This is a genomic window from Moritella sp. JT01, assembly GCF_001574435.1.
In the GTDB taxonomy this organism is placed as follows: domain Bacteria; phylum Pseudomonadota; class Gammaproteobacteria; order Enterobacterales; family Moritellaceae; genus Moritella.
In genome coordinates this window covers 127,125-146,995 of the sequence record NZ_LOCN01000001.1, presented here as the reverse complement: position 1 = coordinate 146,995, position 19,871 = coordinate 127,125, and the positions used below count along the sequence as shown (strand labels likewise).

The window sequence follows — 19,871 nt, the reverse complement described above, 5'->3', positions numbered from 1 at the left end:
CCTTCATATCGTTAGGATGTGCACGTTAACGTGCGGTGACATAAAGCTATTCTTAACGATACAAATAATGCACACAATACGGCAGTAATACTTAGTGCACTACGGATAATCTATTCCTTAAAAGAAAGGCCATAACTATCTTTATGTTTACAATAATAAGCTCTCACTACTACACCCTATCTATACAACTTAATTATTCATATATTTATTAAACAAAAAACATATAAATATATAAATAAACAAGATATTAATTTTCATTACAACAAACTTAAATCGTTTAAATTAATAAACGCTAGGGTGTACATACATGAATATTTACATGTGTGCATTGTCATTTTTAAATAAACACCGTTATTTAATAAAAATATAATTATTTAGTAATGATTATTCTTTTAATTTCTATAAAATGGTCCTAAAACAACATGACAGGGTGTCTCGCACATCTTTAAGGATAATTATGAACTATTGTGAAACGGTGACTACAACGTGTATGCAGATCGGTAATGTCGAACTAAACTTACGTTCAGGTTTGTATTGTAACGTCGGTAATAAGTTAGATATATCAACATATAAAAAACTAGGTAAAAGAGAATTATTATTACTCGATTTTTTACTTAAAAGCCCTGCAAATATAATAGAAAAAGAGTTAATCGTAAAAACAGTCTGGTCCAACCGAATAGTGACCGATAGTTCATTAAATGTAACCGTTCATAATTTAAGACAATTTATAAAATCTGTATCCAGTGATATTATAATAAAAAACTTTTCAGGAGTAGGTTATGTCTTATATAAAAGTACAGAATCATAACTCTGTGACCATAAAAAACATTAATAACAATTCCGCTGCCGATTTCACTTTACTTGCTCAATCAATTGTCAATCCCAAAAACAAGCAGGTATTTGCACTAGAAATAACAACCAGTTTCAACCACAATTCTAAGGGAAATATCAACACAGAAGAATTTTTTAAAACTATATCAGGTGATTTTGTAAAAGAGTTAATTTTAATACAAATTGAAGAACTCAATATGAGTGAGTACAAATTAAATTCGGAACGAATTATAGCATCTATAAATTGTCCATTCAGTTTATTATCTGACAGTGTATTTGTTAAAGAAGTCGTCTCTTTAAGCAAAGTTAGATTTGCATTTGAAATCTGTAACTTTAAAAGTAACACAATAACCGACAGTGCAAAGAGATCTATTCGTATACTAAAATCACAAGGTCATGAGCTATGGTTGGATAATTTTATGTCTGAAGAAACACCTATTGATGTATTACATATATTACTTTGGGATAGAGTTAAAATTGATAGAACATTTATTTATAAACATATGAATAATCACTCTATCGTTTTAGCTTTATATCATTTAGTATCTAAAAATTCGTTAAATAATTTGATCTTTGAAGGAATCGAATCTGATTACCAGCATGATCGGGTTGCAAAGCTGAATTGTCTTTGCCAAGGATTTCTCTATTGTAGATCGTTTAACTTAGAAAGCATCCGAGAGCATCAATTTACTTCACTATCACTCTAATCCGAATAAAAGAATTATTGAGAAGCATTTGCATATAAAAATACTGAACTGAACGTAATGTAATCGAAAGGCATTATGCGACAGCTCCCTTTACCAAAACACAGGGGGAAACACATTCTGGCTTATGAAAGAAAAAACCTTGAAAATAATCAACACCCAATGATAACAATACTTTGTAATCATCTTGTAATTCAATCCCCTCAACTAACACTTTTGAGCCATATCCTTTAAATGCATCAATAAGAGTTTTAAAGATTATATAAGAGCCACTTGCCTTATGAGATAGAAAGAAATCTCGACTAATTTTTACGATTTCAGGGTGACACAGCTTATAGCGTTCAAAATCAGACGCTTCATCACCATAATCATCAAGTGCTAGAATGTAACCATATTCCGATATCAACTTTACACCTCGAGCCAACTTATCTTCACAAACAGCACTGCTCTCAGTTACTTCAGCGACGACATTACTTAAAGGAATATCAAACTCTTTAAGCATCTTATTTACCTCCACAATAATTCGAGGGGAATCAGATAAGAGTTCAAAAAAATCTGGCGTCAAATTGAGAAATATTTTATGATGTTTTTTAAAAAATTTAGATGAGCGATAACTGCATAAATGTAAACGATTAATTAAAAATAATAAATCTCGTGATTCATCATTACTTTTCAAGATAGAAAAAAACACATCAGGTCGAACTACTAACCCACTATCTCTTAAACATATTCGAGCTAAAGCTTCATACCCAATAATATGTCCATCAACATCTACAATCGCTTGAAAAGCACTTCTAATAATATAATTATTAAATAGCAGGCAGTATGCTTCCTTTACATCACAAAAATAAATTTTCATCACAACCTCTTCTATACATATAGTAGGCGCTATCAATACGATTCATTACCATCATAAAATATAACATCAATAATAAATAAAATTAATTATAACCTTATTTATTATCCATAATCATAATAAATCGACATTTAACAAATTTATAATTATTTAATAATAAACAGACATGTTATTCCACCTATCCAAATTTCATTTACCTTGCTCTCCGATATTCTTTAAAACAATTTATTTCACGTAAGTTAATCTTCTCCTTATAAATACGTATAAAATAATTACTAACTTAATTAGATTTCAGACTTTTTATTTAAAATAAACAATATTTTTAATTATTAAATAATATAACTTCAGATTAATAACCTCCATAAAATGATAGTTATCAATCTAGTTATTACGGTATATTTAGCTAAGAATATTACTGTATAAACCATAGCCATAACCACTTACATTGACTAAACTGTAGTGATTATTTTCGTCATATTTATCAAGTAGTTTCCTCAAGTTGAATATTGCAACATTTAAAGAGCTTTCTGTTACAACACGATCTTTCCAGACTGAATCAATCAAGGTAATTTTACTCACAACATCGTTCTCATTATGAAGTAGAACATTTAAAGCATTTAGCTCTCTTTTCCCCATCCGTTCAATTTTAAAATTTGGTTTTTGGTGCTTTATCAACCCACTGTTGAGGTTGATTTTAATATAACCAATATTAACTTCATTCCTTTCAATATTAACTTCATTCTTTGATATATACATTATTTGAACAACCTCCACTTTTAATTCAACTACTTTAGGGTTAGCTACAAGCTAGTAAAGACATTACCCTATAAATTAGATAAGTAAATTTTAAATTGCCATTTCGGGCGTCTGTTTCCGCCATTTACCATTTTATATTGAAATCTTATTCCATTCGAATAACCTATATGAGAGACATTCGCTCATATAATAAATCTATTATAAACATACACCTAAAGTGTTTGCGCTACTATTTCTGTGACTATGCAAAACGGTTATATCATATAACTAATTTATAGTATCAAGTTCGTGAACAATTACAGATACAGATAGATATATTTGATTAACAGTTCGGCTCGGTAAGCGATTTAAATTATCCAGCATTACCTTTAACTCCGTAGGAGTCATACCTATCCACTGTGGAAGATCACAGCAGCCTGTGACCAACCAACTCATATCAGCATCTAAAATGGAACATAATGCAGGAAATTGCATAATTGTTGGTAAGGACTTTCCTTTTCCCCAGTTGTAGACTGTTTTTTCAGAAACGCCACAAAATAATGAGATGCCTTTATTTGATAACTCTAATTCCGATTTTCGTATATTGAAGCGACCACTAAAAGTTAGGTTTTCTTGCACCTCATGTTTAACTTCTTCCACATGATGAAATGGACTATTTGTCGTTACTCTATTCATAAAACACTTAAATTCATGTACTTTATGCGTAGGCTCTTTACCCACAAAGCAATTAAAACTGTGTTTTTTATGAGCGCTATTATTGATACTAAAATGTAATGTCATCGCCATTTCAAACACACTACGAAGAACGTCGCCACGGTTTTCAATATTGATAGTACGAATAGAAACAAGAAAATCAAAAAAACCAATAGGGAACTCATCAACCCATTGGTATTTATCTATACGTCCTGTAACCAACCAAGAGATCTGTGAGCGAAGGATAAAACAAAGGGATGGAATATATCTTAATTCAGGTATGCTCTTGCTTTTACACCAGTTATACACTGTGCGCTCTGTCACATTACAGCATTTAGCAATGTCGTAATGACTACAGCCCACATCCCGGCATCTTAATGCAATCCTTGCTCCTATTGTTAAATGATCAGCCAGAGTATGAAGTACTTTATTATTTTTTTTCATGGGGAGATAAATGACCAAAATATATGGATTAGACTAACTTCACATGATAATAATGTAATTAAACTCAAAGTATTGTAAGCAAACTTAAGGTTGCGCAAAAAAGCGTAGGAAAGTGCAGAAACCTTAAGGTAACTCAATTAAAGTGTAAGGAAGAGTAAGGGAGTGTAAGCTGTCACAAGCACTTCTATCGATGTTGTCCAATAACCAATACTTTTATTAAAGAATATGGTTGATAAAAAAAGAAAAAGGGGTTGGTAATATCGATCTAGCTCCGACCTTTTTTACCGCATCAACCCGCTGAATAAAATCATCGATATTGGTCATCCGCACACCTTTAACCGGTTTATTCTGATTATCAAAACTGTTGTTATTAAAGAAGTCTTCCCAGTGTCCTAGCACAATTGTGTTTGGCTGTGTCTGTTGCAAAATAGCTTCAGGATAATCATCAACTTGATGAAATGCAGCAACACATAAAATGGTCATATCGACCGCTTTAGTATCATTCATCACGGGCATTAATCCGTCCGGAGAGTTACTTGCGGCATCTTGATAGTGGATACGATAAATCGGTTGTTGTTGATTATCTAAAAAGTCGATGACATAAGCATAGGTTTGCCCCTCCTTCCAACCATAAGCTGTACTGGGTAATTCCGTTAATGCGTCTTCATAGGTACCAGACATCACTTTAATACCCATGAAATGCGGTGCATGATCTGATTTTATAGGCATAAAACGAATGGTGTTATGACGGTTATATATCCACCGACCCGGTTGTTGACCTTCTGCAGCATAATCCGTAATATCAAGTAAACGCTCATCAGCGATAACAGCTGTCACAATATTCGTCATCGTCGTTGAACCAACAGCAATTGTCGTCGGCATATGCTGCTGCATAATATAAGGCACGTCCATCAAATGATCATAGTGCGCGTGACCGACTAAAATAAATTCGGCTTGCTTTGCCTCTACAGGTAATAATTCATCAATCAGGGCATGGTCTGGTTCAATAGGTAATGGCAAAGACACATTAATTAAGCCCGGATTGGTAAACGAAGGTGCAGTCATAATGCTATCGTCACCATATTGAAATAAGTATCCCCCGACGCCGAGATATTGGATATCGAGCTTTTTATCGCCACTGACTAACGATTGTTCATTTATATTTCGAAACGCTAAATTATCATGTAGCAATAAATCATCCACAGACGTAGCACAACCAGATAGCAACCCCGCCATAACGCTGCTGAAAAAAACTTTCAATGTATAACCATCCATAACACCATCCAATAATGACCTGCCCCCTTAAATATAACTTCATTAAAATAACAAATAACGCGATATCGAAAACAGTTAATGCGTGTTTAATCTCACACAGATATCAAAATAGTACTTTGTACTGACGTTAATTTAATTCTTCTCGCACATGTATAGTTAAGTAACTTGGGTATCGCTCTTTTCGAACATTGTCATTTTTCGTCATTATTGATACCTAACTTGTCATTTTGTTGGCAGTAAAAAGCCTTTATTGGTTGCTTTAATAGAGTCATAGCTTGTTAAGCAGTCTTAATCAAAAGGAAACTGACCATGAAAAAATCTATCTTCGCAAAAACATTACTTATTACGTCAATGGCATTCACGAGCATCTCAGCAAATGCAGCAGAACAAGAACCACTAACAACATGGGAAAAAGCAGGTGTATTTTCATCAACCATTATCGTCGGCACCATTGCAGGTGGTCCAATTGGCTTAATACTCGGTGTTGCCGCCGGAGATTGGATTAATAATACCTGGGACAAATCAATTGAATCTGATCAGCTTATTTCAGAAAACCAGCAGATAGCAGAGAATCTATTGGCAAGTGAATTGCAGAATAATCAGCTGCAACAAGATGTATTAATTTTGGACCAACAGATCCAACAAATATCAGAAACAGACGAGTTAAACCAACAATTAGTATTGGATGCATTACAGTTAGACCTACTCTTTGCAGTCAATCAAAGCGTGATTGATATAACGAATCAAGCACGGTTAACACAAATAGCAGATTACTTAATAGAAAACCCAACCATAAGCATCGTTCTATCAGGTCACGCGGATCCAAGCGGACAAGAAGAACTGAACATTAATTTAGCACAGCAAAGAGCAGTAGCAGTTCATGATCAGCTTATCTCGTTAGGGGTGAACGAAAGCAATATCCAAGTACACTCTTTTGGTGCGGAATTAGCCAGTTCTGAGCTAGGAGATCTTATTCAATATCCACGAGATCGCAAAGTGAGTATCGAATTTATCGATGGTCGAGAAAACAATTTACATGATAGCGTTACAGATGAAATAGCCATGCAAATCTAAGTGCAATAGCTAAGCATAATCAACCACCTACTCCCTTAATGGATAAGAATAATGGAAAAACATTTAGCGTATAGTCTATTCTTGTTGTGTTCTTATACGGCTTCGGCCGCAAATATTGATGCATCATTGCGTCACATTGAGCAACAGATAGAGGGACAAATTGGTGTTTCAGTGATTGATACCGAAAATAATACTCAGTGGAGTTTTAATGGAACAGAAAGATTCCCAATGATGAGTACATTTAAAACATTAGCCTGTGCTAACGTGCTGTACGACGTACAACATAATATGTTGAGCTTAACCCAAAAAATTAACGTGAGTAAAGAAGGGTTAATCAATTGGAATCCAATCACTCAACACTTTATTGGTGCTCAAATGTCACTTAAAAGTGTTTGTGGGGCAGCAATGATAATGAGTGATAATTATGCGGCTAATTTAGCATTAGAACAGATAGATGGACCGAAAGGAGTAACTGCGTTTCTTCGTTCTATTGGTGATAATGAAACTCGTCTTGACCATTTTGAACCCAAGGTAAACTATGTTAAGAAAGGTGCTAAAAACGACACAACAACTCCTGTTGCGATGATGAACACCATCAGAAAGCTGTTAATAGGTAATGTACTTGATGCTGAAAGTAAAGCTCAACTTCAAGTGTGGATGACTAATAATATGGTGTCTGATGGTTTGGCGCGTGCCGTTTTACCCAAAGGTTGGAAAATTGCGGATCGCAGTGGGGGTGGGGTAAATGGCTCTCGTACATTAACGGCCATGGTTTGGAAGAAAGATCATAAGCCGGTGTTTGTCGGTATCTTTATCGCGAACTCAAAATTAAAAACATTACTAGAGCTAAATAAAGTGGTAGCAGATATCAGTAAGCAAGTTTTTGATAAATACCAGATAACTCCGCAAGTAACTAACTAACTATAATGCACTTACACTAACTGCATAAGAGTCACCTCCTTACTATAAAGACTAGTGATGATTCGCTAGTCTTTTCATTATCATCAGCTGCCCCTCCCATTTTTCATTTCCCGTATCCCACATTTACCTCGTTAGGCATGATTATTTAGTCCGTGACTCTTTTTAAAACTTAGATGCACTTGTTTTATACTGAAATATTATTGTCCTATACTGAAATGGTCATCGCAAAATATTTAAGTTATATTTTATGATCTAAGTAACAGTTTACTAGCCCCAAGTGAGTATATTTAATAGTGTATTTCACGACTATTTCGTTAGTCCCATCTTAACTAGGAGCCTCATCATGACCATTAACAATATCCTTTGCCCAACCGACTTTTCAAATACAGCGAATAAAGCGATAAGCTATGCGGCAGAAATGGCATTAAAATATGATGCTACCTTGCATTTAGTCAGTGTGATTAATGAGATCCATGGCTTTGATAGCTTTCAAGTACTTGCAATCACCCCCAATGACATTCACGAACACATGCTAAAGATAACGCAAGAAAAGCTCGATGAATTAACCACTGATATTAAGCCAAGCATACCATTACATACTGCGGTATTAGAGGGACACCCATCAACGGAAATTACGCAAGCCGCTGTTAATTTTGATTGTGATATGATCGTCATAGCAAGTCATGGTCGTACTGGATTAGAGCATATCCTAATTGGCAGTGTCGCAGAATCAGTGACTCGCCATTCTCACTGCCCTGTCTTAATCGTGAAATAAAATAAACATGAGCCAGCCCCATTAACTCAGATAATTTAATGGGGCTTTTGATTAACTTAAATAACAGCCTTACCTTCCATGATAACTAAACGTTCTGCTGAAATAAGCGGCGCGGTGCTCGTTGCTATTTTTTGTCGATACTCGTTTGTAAATTGATGGATAAGCAGAACCGTACTCTCTAGCCCAAGTTTCTAAATTAGTATGAAATAGTGCTACAAAAAGTCGCTACCATTAAAAATAGAACACTTTTTTAAGATTCATTGCCAATGCAATTTCGGTCTCAAAAAATAGGTGAATTAAATAGGGTTAACTATTTGGTATTAGTCTTTTTATCTTTAGTGAATTCACTAAACCAAGTGGGTATTCGCTCTTCCAGCCAATATTTTGGATTTAGAATTGAGCCATATACAAAACCGACGTGCCCGCCATAGCGACTTAATTCGAATAATATATTTGCCGACATATCTTTTAACTCAGGGATCACTTTTTTAGTTAAAAATGGATCATCTTCGGCATGAATAAATAATGTAGGCGTTTGGATCTTGTGTAAAAACTGTAAACTACTGCATTGCCGATAATAATCCAGAGCATCTTTAAAACCATGTAGCGGCGCTGTCACACGATCATCAAATTCGACAAACGTGTTTAATTTTTTGACTTGCTTGGTCGTCAAATTCAACGCAGTGCGCATATCCAAATGTTCGAATTTACGTACTACACTGGCCTGCAGACGTTTAATCAATCGTCGTTGGTACGCTTTAGAAAAGCCTTTTTTAATCCGCTCAGCACTTTCAGCTAACAATAAGGGGGCAGATACAACAGATGCTGCTAATAATTGAGATTGCTTGCCTGTTTGGGCCAAATAATGCGTTAACACACTACCTCCGAGCGAATACCCGACAGCAAATAACGGAGCATGAGGGTAGCGCTTAGCAATCAAACCAATCACATAACTTGCATCACTGGTATCACCAGAATGATAAGCCCGTAATAAACGATTTGATTCTTCACTACAACCACGAAAGTGCATGACTAAACCAATCCAGCCTGCCGCACTGATCGCACGCATAATCCCTTTGACATAAGGCGACTCCACAGAGCCTTCAAGACCATGAAAAATAATAACAATCGGTTTATTATTTTCAGCTGTTGGCAGAGCAGTCCAAGCAAGATCAAGAAAATCACCATCTTCAAGTTCTAATCTTTCATTAATTGTCGGAAACGTCAGATTTCGGCGGCTAATCGTCGGCAACATTGTTTGTAAATGCGCATTACGAATCCACCACTGCGGCTGAAATTGGCTCGGTTGAAACATCTTTGAATACCTTAAGTTAACCAATTGGTTGTTTAAACAACGTCTTGCATTTTATTGGATATTTTATAATAACACCTCTAGGATATTTTATAATAACACTACACTCGTTTAATTGGGCCCCGTTGAGTAATTGATACCGCCAAGGTTAATAATGTTGTAAACTGAAAACAATTTTACTTATAACCAGTGTCATTAATGAATTATATAGAACTTGAATCTTATTCTCGAAAATGGATATTTAATCATTCGTCGTTACCCGTGAATGCGGATGATCTCGCTAATATCAAGCCCTTTAGCAAAGCAAGAGCCGGTCAATTATGGAGCCAACTTATTAGCTCGCAATGTAACTTTACCGATCAATTCAGTAAAGGCGACTGGCCACATGACCAAAATACCTGGTTGCAAGAAGCTAATTGGCAGCAAGCTTGGGACAATGATGATAGTAATGAATTACCTGAAGAAGTGCTCGCACATTTAACTTGGGATGATAACAGTAAAATTTATTTTTGCTATGAACGTTTCAATATGATTGAAACGAATTGGGGCACATTTAAACGTAACTGGAAAAATTTTTTATTCTATGATGACGGTGCATTATTAATCTCGGCGAAACGTAAAGAAGTCCTTTCATTTAAAGAGAGCGGTACTGTATTAATTGGTACTCGAACTCCTATTCAGCAAGCGAAATAAAGCGCCATTATGCATACTTCTTGTAGCTGTGGTTTAGCAATGCCCTTTAAAGATTGCTGCGGTAAATACATTTATGGTACCGCGATACCAGTAACCGCAGAGCAACTGATGCGTTCACGCTACAGTGCTTATGTAAACAATGTACCCGTTTATTTAATGGCAACACATCACCCTGACTTTATTGCCGATTTAAATGAAGACTTGATTGCAGAAACAGCCGAACATACCCAGTGGCTACGGTTAGAAATAATGATGAGCCAAGGTGATGAAGAAAGCGCGACTGGCATTGTCGAGTTCAAAGCGTGGTTTCAAGAAGGTGAAGAAGAGGCGTGTTTGCATGAACGCTCCAACTTCGTATTTCAAGATCAGCAGTGGTTTTATACCAATGGCGAATTAAACCCAGCGCCCCTAAAACAAGGCCGTAATGATCCTTGCTTATGTGACAGTGGTAAAAAATATAAGAAGTGCTGTGGCTAACCGTCATTGCTAAATACAGTAAATATGGCTAACGGCATACTAGAAATAAGTATTGCATTTAGTCATATACCCAAGCTACTTCAAAATGCACAATCAGCAAACCGAAAGGAGAGGATTTTCAAGGCATGAAGTCGAGGATTTAGTTATTCTAAATCAAGACTTCATAACGCCGAAGATTCTTTCGGATTGCCCTACGGGAGGCGAGCAGAAATAACAGCACAGCGTTACAATATTTGAAAATGGAATAACCATTATCTACATATTGAGCCTTGTTCTGATATCCCTTCTCGTCTCTGATATAGCATCTTGAAGTAACTTGGGTATATCATATTAAACATCAAATAAAGTAGTAGATATTATGGAAAAGAAAATATTACTGGCCGACTGTCCCGATCAAAAAGGACTTATCTCGAAGATCACCAACATATGTTATAAACATCAACTCAATATTGTCAATAACACCGAGTTTGTCGATAACACCCACAATCGATTTTTTATGCGTACCGAGCTCGAAGGGATATTCAACGATGAAACCTTACTTGCCGACCTCGATAGCGCGCTACCAACGGGGTCACACCGTAAGCTCGTTTCTGCGGGTCGTAAACGCATCGTTATTTTAGTCACCAAAGAAGCGCATTGCCTTGGCGACATTTTAATGAAGAATTATTACGGCGGTTTGGATGTTGAGATCGCTGCAGTGGTAGGTAATTACGATAACCTTGCTGAATTAACAGAAAAATTTGATGTGCCTTATCACACAGTTTCTCATCTCGATATCAGCCGAGAGGAACATGAACAGCGTATCATTGACACAGTATCAAAATACCAGCCTGATTATGTTATTTTAGCTAAATACATGCGTATTCTAACGCCTAATTTTGTGGCTGCATTTGAAAACAAAATCATCAATATCCATCATTCATTTTTACCGGCTTTTATTGGCGCACAGCCATACAAACAAGCTTTCGAACGTGGTGTAAAAATTATTGGTGCAACAGCCCACTATGTAACAAACAACTTAGATGAAGGGCCGATTATTTTACAAGATGTCATTCATGTAGATCATAAATACAACGCCGAAGATATGGCGCGTTCAGGCAAAGATGTAGAAAAATCAGTACTCAGTAAAGCATTGCGTCTGGTGCTTGAAGAGCGCGTATTTATTTATGAAAACCGAACGGTGGTATTTTAGCTCACTTTCGATTTCATAAACCATGGAGGATCCATAAATCATTTTGGGTCCATCCCTGCTTCCTTTCAGATATCCCTTTACAGCAATCACTAAATTGTTAATATTAATAGCTTATTCATCATTTAATGGCTCATCATGTTAACAATTATCTTTACGGCCTTACTCAGTAGCATCTTTACTGCACTTGCTTTCTTATATGTATTCAATAACGTAATTAAGCCCTATTTAGCCACACAAATCGCCTTAATAAAAACAGAAGCAGAAGCTACGATCAATCAAGTATCACCCCAAATAAGTAAAGACATTGCGAACGCTATCGAGGCCAAAATTGCAGAAATACAACCTGAATTAGAAGCACATGTAAAACAAGAGTTAGATCAAATTATTGATGAGTTCTTACCCCAACTCAGTAAAGAAGTTGAAGATGGTGTCGATAATGCCTTTAAAAAGTTTATTCCGACCATGATGGGGTCTGCTGCAGCAATACCGGCAGAAACGCTTCTCAAAACTAGCTCAACGTTACTCAGTACCGGTATTGGCATCTTACGAAGTGTCACTCCAGATATTAAAAAGTAGTCATTTACAGTCATTCATTGAGTCAAGAGTCCCATCACGTGATCCACGTTGCATTTAAAAACGTCATATTTGCAACTGGATCGACCTGCCTATAAACAAAAGTAATGTAAACTGGATTTTTCATTCCCGTAGTTTAATTAAATATGTTTCTAAACGAATTCTATTCTCAAAAAGACAGCTCTTTTCGCTTTACTCAACAACAAGCTAGTCGATTCGCTAAAGCTGTAGCGAACGATTATAACAAGATCCATGATGTGGATAATAAACGCTTTTGTGTACCAGGTGATTTACTTTTTGCTGTTTCTTTGGCTAAGTTCGGCTTATCAGAAACGATGAAGATTGATTTTACCGGTATGGTGAAAAATGACGTTGATCTGCAATTTTCACCACTATTAAACAATAAAACAGCGATAGTGAATGCTGATGAACAAGCATTTATGGAATTAGAGCTCGGCGGAAACACATCTCATGATGAAGAAATTATCAGTAAGATCATTAAAGAGTATGTGCAATTTTCAGGAAAGAATTTTCCTGAAATAATGGTGCCGCTCATGCGCAGCGAAAATCTCATGTTTAACCCTGCTCGTGCATTAATTATGTATAAATGCATGCAAATAAGCCTGACACGTGTCGACGTTAAAAGTATTGCGCTGAAGTTTGATGAAGCGATCATCAACGTACATGGTAAACGTGCAACCGTCACCTTTAAATTTGATTTCTACGAAGGTGATGAAAAAGTCGGAACTGGCCAAAAAGAAATGCTATTAAGCGGTTTGATCCCATATGAAGAATCTGTAATGGATGGTGTCATTGCCGATTATCAAGCTGCAAAAAACAAGTACCTTTCTGCAGCAAGCTAGTCACCTATTTAATGTGGTCGAGCGGTAATACCGTTCGGCTTAAAACATTACGTAACATAAAGCTCGATCTCACGCCCGTTACTCCTTTAATCCCCGTTAGTTTTCCTAACAGTAGCTCTTGGTAATGCTCCATATCTGGCACGATAACCTTTAATTGAAAATCAGCATCACTACCGGTAATAATACAGCACTCCATCACATCTGGAATAGCAGCGATCTCAGATTCAAAATTCTCAAAACGTTCAGGTGTATGTCGATCCATACTAATATGGATATAAGCCGTCAACTTTAAACCAAGTTTAGCTTGGTTAAGTAAGGTGACATGTTTATCAATTAAGCCTAACTCTTCTAAATGCTTCACACGTCGGGAGCAAGGCGACGCTGACAAGCCAATTTTATCCGCTAACTCTAAATTACTGATCCGGCCATTTTCTTGTATTAAATTAAGAATTAACTTATCTGTTCTGTCTAATTTCATGTTCATCACCCCTATTTCATCTTTTTACTTGTTTCGTATTCCCTCTAAATTAAAAATAGAGACTACAAATAGCGCACGATAATATACCTAGGGTTAATTATTGCTAATTATCATCATTACTGCAAATTTAATTGCTAAAAAATCCACTATTAGTGCAAACATCGCAACCACATACCCCATCAACTTGGCTATACTAAACCCAGTTAAAGATTACGCCAAAAGCTGATTAGCAGACACCTTAACCTAGGTCGATGCGGTGATAGAAGTACCCTTCTTGCGACCAATCAGGCACAACTCCTTATCCAGGATAATCTTCACCACAAGTGACCGGCAATATTAACACAAAGATAGGCATCCTAAACGATGCCTTTTTTGTGCCTAATTTTTACCACCGCTACCCTTCAATGACAATTTAGCTACCACTTTCAAAGGCGAGCCTCTATAATTGACAAAATAATTTCAATTTCAATCACTGTCATTTCGCTATACAGCGTATAATAAAGTACTTAATCACTTCGTATTGCGTACATTTCGCGACTCCGTCTGTATTAGCCAGTCACAAAACACAGGTAAATTTCAATGCATTATGCAAACATCACCGGTTGGGGTAAATGCCTGCCACCCGCGACATTAACAAACGATGACCTAAGCACTTTTCTTGATACTAATGACGAGTGGATCCAATCTCGAACAGGTATGCAAGAACGTCGTATCTCCCATGTAAGTACATCAGAGTTAGCCTATGTTGCTGCGTGCCAAGCTATTGCCGCAGCAGGCATTAATGCATCAGAACTTGACGGTATTTTCTTTGCCACTTGTACTGCCGATTGCACACTGCCAAGTGCGGCATCAAAAGTACAAGCAAAATTAGGCGCAAGCAACGCGGCAGTATTTGATATGAACGCAGCGTGTACGGGTTTTATTTATGGCCTAAGTACAGCAAATGCGTTCATCCAAAGTGGTCAAATGAACAAGATTTTAGTGATTGGTGCTGAACGTATCAGTTATTTCCTTGACTGGACAGAGCGTAGCACCGCAGTGCTGTTCGGTGACGGTGCTGGTGCTGTGATCCTGGAATCAAGTACTGAGAAGCAGGGTATTTTAAGTAATAAAATTGGCTGTGATGGCGATGCTGGCCATATCCTTTCAGTCCCTAATTTTGGTACAGACAGAGCCCGTTTCAAGAATGTTGATGGTCTATTTGACTTCAACTTCGAGGGTAAAGAGATCTTTAAACGCGCCGTAACACGCATGGGTGAAGCCTCTGCTATCGCACTCGAGAAAGCTGGCATGACAGCTGAAGATGTTGATTTCATAATCCCACATCAAGCTAACTTACGTATCATTGATTTCTTGGCAAAACGCATGGGTGCCAGCAAAGAAAAAGTCATGGTTAACGTACATAAATACGGGAATACTTCATCTGCGACAGTGCCGATTGCACTGTGTGAAGCGCTAGAAGAGGGCCGTATTAAGGCGGGTGATAATGTGCTACTTGCTGCATTTGGTGGAGGCCTGACTTGGGGGGCAACGATGATCAAATGGGGTGAACGCACCACGCCTATCGCAACATCAGAAGTGGCTCTACCTGAGTACAATGGTACTGCTTTAGATCTAATCCAAGATGCAATTAAAGGCTGCCAAGATGCTAAATTAGCCAGTGAATCACAAACCGATTAATATAATAGCTAACGCGTTGATGAATTAACTTATTAACTTGTTAAAAGTACAAAAAAGCCAAGTGGATGAAACTCATACGCTTGGCTTTTTTATATGGACGATCTATACCCAAACTACTTACATTCATATCACTACTTACACTCACCTTCTGAATAGCCACTAACACTGGCATCTGTACATGCACCACACGCATTACCAAATGTTTTCAATTCACCCGACGTCGTAGTGCCGCACACAGGACGGTAATCCATCGTACACATTTGTGGACGTTCATCAGGGCAACTATGGCTGTAGCTTGGTAATATGGGTAATGGTTTTGCTGTCTCAGCCGTGGTTTCAGAGTTACTACACGCTGCTAGGCCAAATACCGTTAACGCCAATAAAATAATTTTTTTCATTTTAATACCTGCTAATCATTTATTATTGCTGCTTATTTATATCTACAATAGTGGATTAAATAAATAAAATAGGCTTTCCAAAAACCGTTGTACTCGACTTCGTTGTCGCCATTCCGTTAAACAAACTTTATGTGAATGTGCTATATAGGATAGCTGTAATTGATAAAGTTCGGCAATAAAAGGGGATCGGTCTATAAGTAATGTGACCTCAAAATTAAGCCAAAAGCTACGTTTATCCAAGTTAACCGTCCCTACCAAACATAATTCATTATCTACAAGTATACTTTTAGTGTGCAGTAGGCCATCCTGATATTGATATATTTCGACGCCGCAAACTAACAATTCATCAAAAAAACCTTTGCATGCATAATCCACCATACGTGAGTCATTTTTTTCTGGCAGAATAATTTGTACCTTAACACCGCGCGCACTGGCCGTTTTAAGCGCCGCCTGTAGCGCTTCATCAGGCACAAAATAAGGCGTGGTTAGAATTAATGATTTTTGTGCTAAATAAATTGCCGAAACCAATACTTGATGGATATTATCATCATCAAAATAAGGACCAGATGGAATCATTTGTACTTGGCTATTCTCTTCAAAGACCGAACTTTCCTTGTACTTAGAAATAGTGGTATTAACTAAACTATCTCCAGTTTCCATTTCCCAGTCCCATTCAAGTAATGAACCAGTAATAGGAATAATCGGCCCTTGCATGCGGATCATAATATCAATCCACTCACCCACGCCGGCATTTTGTTTAAATACTTGAGGATCGATCAAGTTCATGCTCCCGGTGTAGCCAACATTACTATCAATAGCAATGAGCTTGCGGTGCATACGTAAATCTTGACGATGGAAGAATATCCGCATTGGCCCTACAGGTAACACTTCGACAAGGTGGATCCCTGCTTGTTTAAAGCATTTAGGCCACTGGCTTTTGAAGAACGCTGAGCTACCAACAGAGTCGAGCATGACCCGACAATCAACACCTCGTTGTGCGGCATTAATCAAAGCTAACGCCACCAGATCAGCTTTACCACCAACCGCCCATATATAAAACTCTAAATACACGACGTTAGTAGCACTATTTATATCTGTCGTTATCTGTTCAAGAATACAGTGGGGACTGGTTAATAACGTCAACTGATTGCCTGTTACGCTCGGCATTTGAAAGCGGCTATAAATCAGCTCACGCAACGGAGTAACCAAGGCGCTGGTATTACTGCCGCTTTTAACTTTATATGGGGCTGCACACTGGTTAATTCGTTGCGTAAAAGGCCCTAACATCGCCTCCGCTCTTTGCACTCTTTTTTTACCTAAATATAACTCACCAAAAATAACATACACAATAACGCCAGCAAACGGTAACGTGTAAATCACAGCTAGCCATGCCAACGAAATACTCGCCGGACGTCGTTTAGTAATAACCCGAAATGACACTAGCATAATAATTACCGCATGCAAAAAAACCAACAATAAGGTAATAAAATTAGTGAACGAATCCCAATTATACATTTTGATTTTCAATCCAATTTTTCAAACGTTTAACATCATGCAGGTATTCGGTATTGATTTGTTCAACCCAATCATCGATATTTTCCCACCATGTAGGCTGCTCTGGTGATTGTGCTAATTGTGATACCTGCTGTATACGCACTAATCCAATTGAACCTGCTGCACCTTTAATTTTATGCGCTTCATCAACAATTGCATCTTGGTCTCTGGCGGTTAAATTCGAGTTCAATATCGCTAAATAATGAGGCATTGTTTGTTCAAATAAACAGACACTTTGTAATAAGATCTCCTTACCTAAGGTATCAAGATATTGTTGTAATAAGTCAATATCAAGATATTCTTCAAGCATTTCTCGCTCATCAGCGAGTGCGACAGCCGTATAGTTAACCTTCGGTTTTTTACCTTGATCGACACTGCGCAGTAAGCGCGTGATAACACCAGTCACCGCGTTAATCGACAGCGGTTTACTGATTGCGTCGTCCATACCTTTTTCAATGTATTCTTGACGATTATTAATCACATTTGCAGTGAGCGCGACAACCGGAGGTAACTCCAACGCGGTATTTTTCCGTAATATTTTAATAATTTCAAATCCAGAAATATCAGGTAAATTAATATCAAGAAAAATTAAATCATAGGCGTTTTTTTCCGCCATTTGGATCGCACTGCGACCATCAACAGCAACTTCAACAGTATGGCCTAATTTATTTAATATAGCCGTACATACAGTGACATTCAGCTCGATATCTTCGACCAGTAATATGGACAGTTTAGTTTGCTCACTTTCAACATCTGCGCTATTTTGTAAGCTTTCCACTCCATCGACATCAAATTCAATCGTAAAACAGGAGCCTTGACCTAGCTCACTACTCACCCAAATATCCCCGCCCATCGCCGTCATGAGGCTCTTTGCAACAGACAAGCCAATACCCGTACCGGTTGCCCGTTTACTTCCCTGTTCCTGATAATACATCGCAAATATTTTATCTTGCCCCTCTGAAGAAATACCAATACCGGTATCCTCAACTTCAAAGGTCAAACCAATTTTATTACCTGCTTCCTCACTGGTAAACACCCGAATGCTCACTTCGCCCGAATCGGTAAATTTAACCGCATTAGACACCAAGTTCCACAAGACTTGACGTAATCGAGTACCGTCAGCATTAATAAAGTCTGGGATATCACCAAATACATCAAACTCTAAAACCAAGCCTTTTTGCTCGGCTTGAAGCAGGGCTAGCGTTTTTATATCATTCAGAAAACTTCTAAATTCAATCGGTTGATTTACGATTTCAAACTTACGACGATCAAATTTGTCCAAATCAATAATATCATTAAAAATATTACCCATTGTTTGGGCACTCACATAGATCGTATTTAAATGCTGACGTTGCTCATCGTTAAGCGAACCATCAAGTAAAATCCGGCTTAAACCAACAACACCGTTTAAAGGGGTACGTAATTCATGGCTAATAGTCGAAATAAACGTGGTTTTGTCGCGGCTGGCTTTCTCTAACGCATCTTGGTATTTCTTACGTTCGGTAATGTCGCGGCCATAACCAAGTACGCCGATATATTCATTTCGTTGCCCAAAAAAGGGCACTTTCCGCAATTCAAAGCAGGCTTTGTGACCATCAGGATATGTTAACCATTGTTCATAGGTTTCTGGTAATTGAGTGCTCAATACAGCTTTATCTGTTGCCGCGAACTTCGCCGCAATCTCGGTATCAAAAGCATCAAACGGCGTCAAACCAATAAGCTCTTTTTCAACTTTACCCGTTAACGCTTCCATCGATAAATTACAGCCAGAAAACTGCCCACGCTCATTACTGTAATAAACCAGATCGGGAGAACTATCAATGAATGACCGCACTAATGCCGAGCGTTCCTCGACAACTAATTGTGCTTGTTCACGCTGAAAGACTTCATTCTCTAAGTCTTTGAAGGCTTGGTTTCTATCTGCTTCTGCTTTTTTACGTTCTTCAAATTCATCATTAAGTTCAATTAGATTAACTTGTAATTCTTGCTGAAGCTGCAAGTCTCGAGCACGCACCTCTTGCAGTTTGTACACCATTTTACTCAGGCGTTTGCGCGAGTCCTCAAGTTGTTGCACTACAATCGAAAGGAAAAATACCACCCAAGGCGTCACGACACTCGCAAATAAAATTGCGGCATATAAATCGTCAAGTTTAACTTCTCCACGTAGGATATAATTAATACTTGCTTGGATCGTAATAGAAAAGAAAATAACCGTGGCGGCAGAAAAAATACTAAACCGAATAACACCTAACTTAGTGAGCATATCAACATAGTATTGAGCCCAAGCTCTGATTTTCATCATGGTCGATCCATATAAAATTA

20 protein-coding genes are annotated in these 19,871 nt (G+C 37.4%); 11 read left to right on the top strand and 9 right to left on the bottom strand.

Annotated elements, in window-relative coordinates:
• Positions 1-406 precede the first annotated feature (406 nt).
• Both AKG98_RS22945 and AKG98_RS00625 read left to right on the top strand, forming a co-directional pair.
• A complete protein-coding gene (locus tag AKG98_RS22945; RefSeq protein WP_083543844.1) occupies positions 407-808 on the top strand; it encodes a helix-turn-helix domain-containing protein in 402 nt (133 codons plus the stop codon).
• Positions 780-1,538: an EAL domain-containing protein gene (locus AKG98_RS00625; protein ID WP_067039806.1), complete on the top strand. Its 759-nt coding sequence runs from the start codon at positions 780-782 to the stop codon at positions 1,536-1,538. The genes AKG98_RS22945 and AKG98_RS00625 overlap by 29 nt, the downstream gene beginning before the upstream one ends.
• A 73-nt stretch (positions 1,539-1,611) precedes the next feature.
• Here AKG98_RS00625 and AKG98_RS00620 read toward each other — a convergent pair whose 3' ends face one another.
• The 4 genes from AKG98_RS00620 to AKG98_RS00605 form a co-directional block, all read right to left on the bottom strand.
• Positions 1,612-2,394 carry an EAL domain-containing protein gene (locus AKG98_RS00620; RefSeq protein ID WP_067039804.1) on the bottom strand — a complete coding sequence of 261 codons (783 nt, stop codon included), beginning with the start codon at positions 2,392-2,394 and terminating at the stop codon, positions 1,612-1,614.
• Between the two features lie 396 nt (positions 2,395-2,790).
• Positions 2,791-3,147 (bottom strand): winged helix-turn-helix domain-containing protein, encoded by a 357-nt coding sequence (locus AKG98_RS00615; RefSeq protein WP_067039802.1) that lies wholly within the window; start codon positions 3,145-3,147, stop codon positions 2,791-2,793.
• Between the two features lie 267 nt (positions 3,148-3,414).
• Positions 3,415-4,284, bottom strand: a complete 870-nt coding sequence (locus AKG98_RS00610) for an XRE family transcriptional regulator (RefSeq protein ID WP_157534039.1) — start codon at positions 4,282-4,284, stop codon at positions 3,415-3,417.
• Positions 4,285-4,500: 216 nt separating this feature from the next.
• A complete protein-coding gene (locus tag AKG98_RS00605) occupies positions 4,501-5,559 on the bottom strand; it encodes a hypothetical protein (RefSeq protein WP_067039790.1) in 1,059 nt (352 codons plus the stop codon).
• A 309-nt stretch (positions 5,560-5,868) separates the two neighbouring features.
• Here AKG98_RS00605 and AKG98_RS00600 point away from each other — a divergent pair, with 309 nt between their 5' ends.
• The 3 genes from AKG98_RS00600 (at position 5,869) to AKG98_RS00590 (ending at position 8,329) form a co-directional block, all read left to right on the top strand.
• Positions 5,869-6,633, top strand: a complete 765-nt coding sequence (locus tag AKG98_RS00600; protein WP_067039788.1) for an OmpA family protein — start codon at positions 5,869-5,871, stop codon at positions 6,631-6,633.
• Between the two features lie 51 nt (positions 6,634-6,684).
• Positions 6,685-7,554: a class A beta-lactamase gene (bla, locus tag AKG98_RS00595; protein ID WP_067039786.1), complete on the top strand. Its 870-nt coding sequence runs from the start codon at positions 6,685-6,687 to the stop codon at positions 7,552-7,554.
• 343 nt (positions 7,555-7,897) lie between these two features.
• Positions 7,898-8,329 carry a universal stress protein gene (locus tag AKG98_RS00590; RefSeq protein ID WP_067039784.1) on the top strand — a complete coding sequence of 144 codons (432 nt, stop codon included), beginning with the start codon at positions 7,898-7,900 and terminating at the stop codon, positions 8,327-8,329.
• Positions 8,330-8,639: 310 nt separating this feature from the next.
• Here the strand turns inward: AKG98_RS00590 and AKG98_RS00585 are convergent, their stop codons facing one another.
• A complete protein-coding gene (locus AKG98_RS00585; RefSeq protein WP_067039782.1) occupies positions 8,640-9,644 on the bottom strand; it encodes a hydrolase in 1,005 nt (334 codons plus the stop codon).
• Between the two features lie 195 nt (positions 9,645-9,839).
• Here AKG98_RS00585 and AKG98_RS00580 point away from each other — a divergent pair, with 195 nt between their 5' ends.
• The 5 genes from AKG98_RS00580 to AKG98_RS00560 all read left to right on the top strand — a co-directional run bounded on the left by AKG98_RS00580 (position 9,840) and on the right by AKG98_RS00560 (position 13,439).
• Positions 9,840-10,334 (top strand): DUF2947 domain-containing protein, encoded by a 495-nt coding sequence (locus AKG98_RS00580; RefSeq protein WP_067039780.1) that lies wholly within the window; start codon positions 9,840-9,842, stop codon positions 10,332-10,334.
• Between the two features lie 9 nt (positions 10,335-10,343).
• Entirely contained in the window at positions 10,344-10,811 is a 468-nt protein-coding gene (locus AKG98_RS00575) for a YchJ family protein (RefSeq protein ID WP_067039777.1), read from the top strand.
• 358 nt (positions 10,812-11,169) lie between these two features.
• Complete coding sequence (purU, locus tag AKG98_RS00570; RefSeq protein ID WP_067039774.1) at positions 11,170-12,003, top strand: formyltetrahydrofolate deformylase; 834 nt, start codon at positions 11,170-11,172, stop codon at positions 12,001-12,003.
• Positions 12,004-12,138: 135 nt separating this feature from the next.
• Positions 12,139-12,579 carry a hypothetical protein gene (locus tag AKG98_RS00565; protein ID WP_067039772.1) on the top strand — a complete coding sequence of 147 codons (441 nt, stop codon included), beginning with the start codon at positions 12,139-12,141 and terminating at the stop codon, positions 12,577-12,579.
• Positions 12,580-12,722: 143 nt separating this feature from the next.
• Positions 12,723-13,439, top strand: coding sequence for a DUF3581 family protein (locus tag AKG98_RS00560; RefSeq protein WP_067039769.1), 717 nt, complete (start codon positions 12,723-12,725; stop codon positions 13,437-13,439).
• Positions 13,440-13,443: 4 nt separating this feature from the next.
• On the opposite strand, the gene AKG98_RS00555 is transcribed toward AKG98_RS00560, so the two are convergent.
• Positions 13,444-13,917, bottom strand: a complete 474-nt coding sequence (locus AKG98_RS00555) for an Lrp/AsnC family transcriptional regulator (protein ID WP_067039766.1) — start codon at positions 13,915-13,917, stop codon at positions 13,444-13,446.
• Between the two features lie 579 nt (positions 13,918-14,496).
• Between AKG98_RS00555 and AKG98_RS00550 the strand changes: the two genes are divergently transcribed.
• A complete protein-coding gene (locus AKG98_RS00550; RefSeq protein WP_067039764.1) occupies positions 14,497-15,597 on the top strand; it encodes a ketoacyl-ACP synthase III in 1,101 nt (366 codons plus the stop codon).
• Between the two features lie 131 nt (positions 15,598-15,728).
• On the opposite strand, the gene AKG98_RS00545 is transcribed toward AKG98_RS00550, so the two are convergent.
• Genes AKG98_RS00545 through arcB form a run of 3 tightly spaced genes read right to left on the bottom strand, consistent with a single transcriptional unit; the run spans position 15,729 to position 19,851 of the window.
• A complete protein-coding gene (locus AKG98_RS00545; protein ID WP_067039761.1) occupies positions 15,729-15,995 on the bottom strand; it encodes a lipoprotein in 267 nt (88 codons plus the stop codon).
• A gap of 42 nt (positions 15,996-16,037) precedes the next feature.
• Positions 16,038-17,510 (bottom strand): cardiolipin synthase, encoded by a 1,473-nt coding sequence (cls, locus tag AKG98_RS00540; RefSeq protein ID WP_067039759.1) that lies wholly within the window; start codon positions 17,508-17,510, stop codon positions 16,038-16,040.
• Complete coding sequence (gene arcB / locus AKG98_RS00535; RefSeq protein ID WP_067039757.1) at positions 17,503-19,851, bottom strand: aerobic respiration two-component sensor histidine kinase ArcB; 2,349 nt, start codon at positions 19,849-19,851, stop codon at positions 17,503-17,505. Before arcB ends, cls begins: the two co-directional genes overlap by 8 nt.
• Positions 19,852-19,871: the final 20 nt, after the last annotated feature.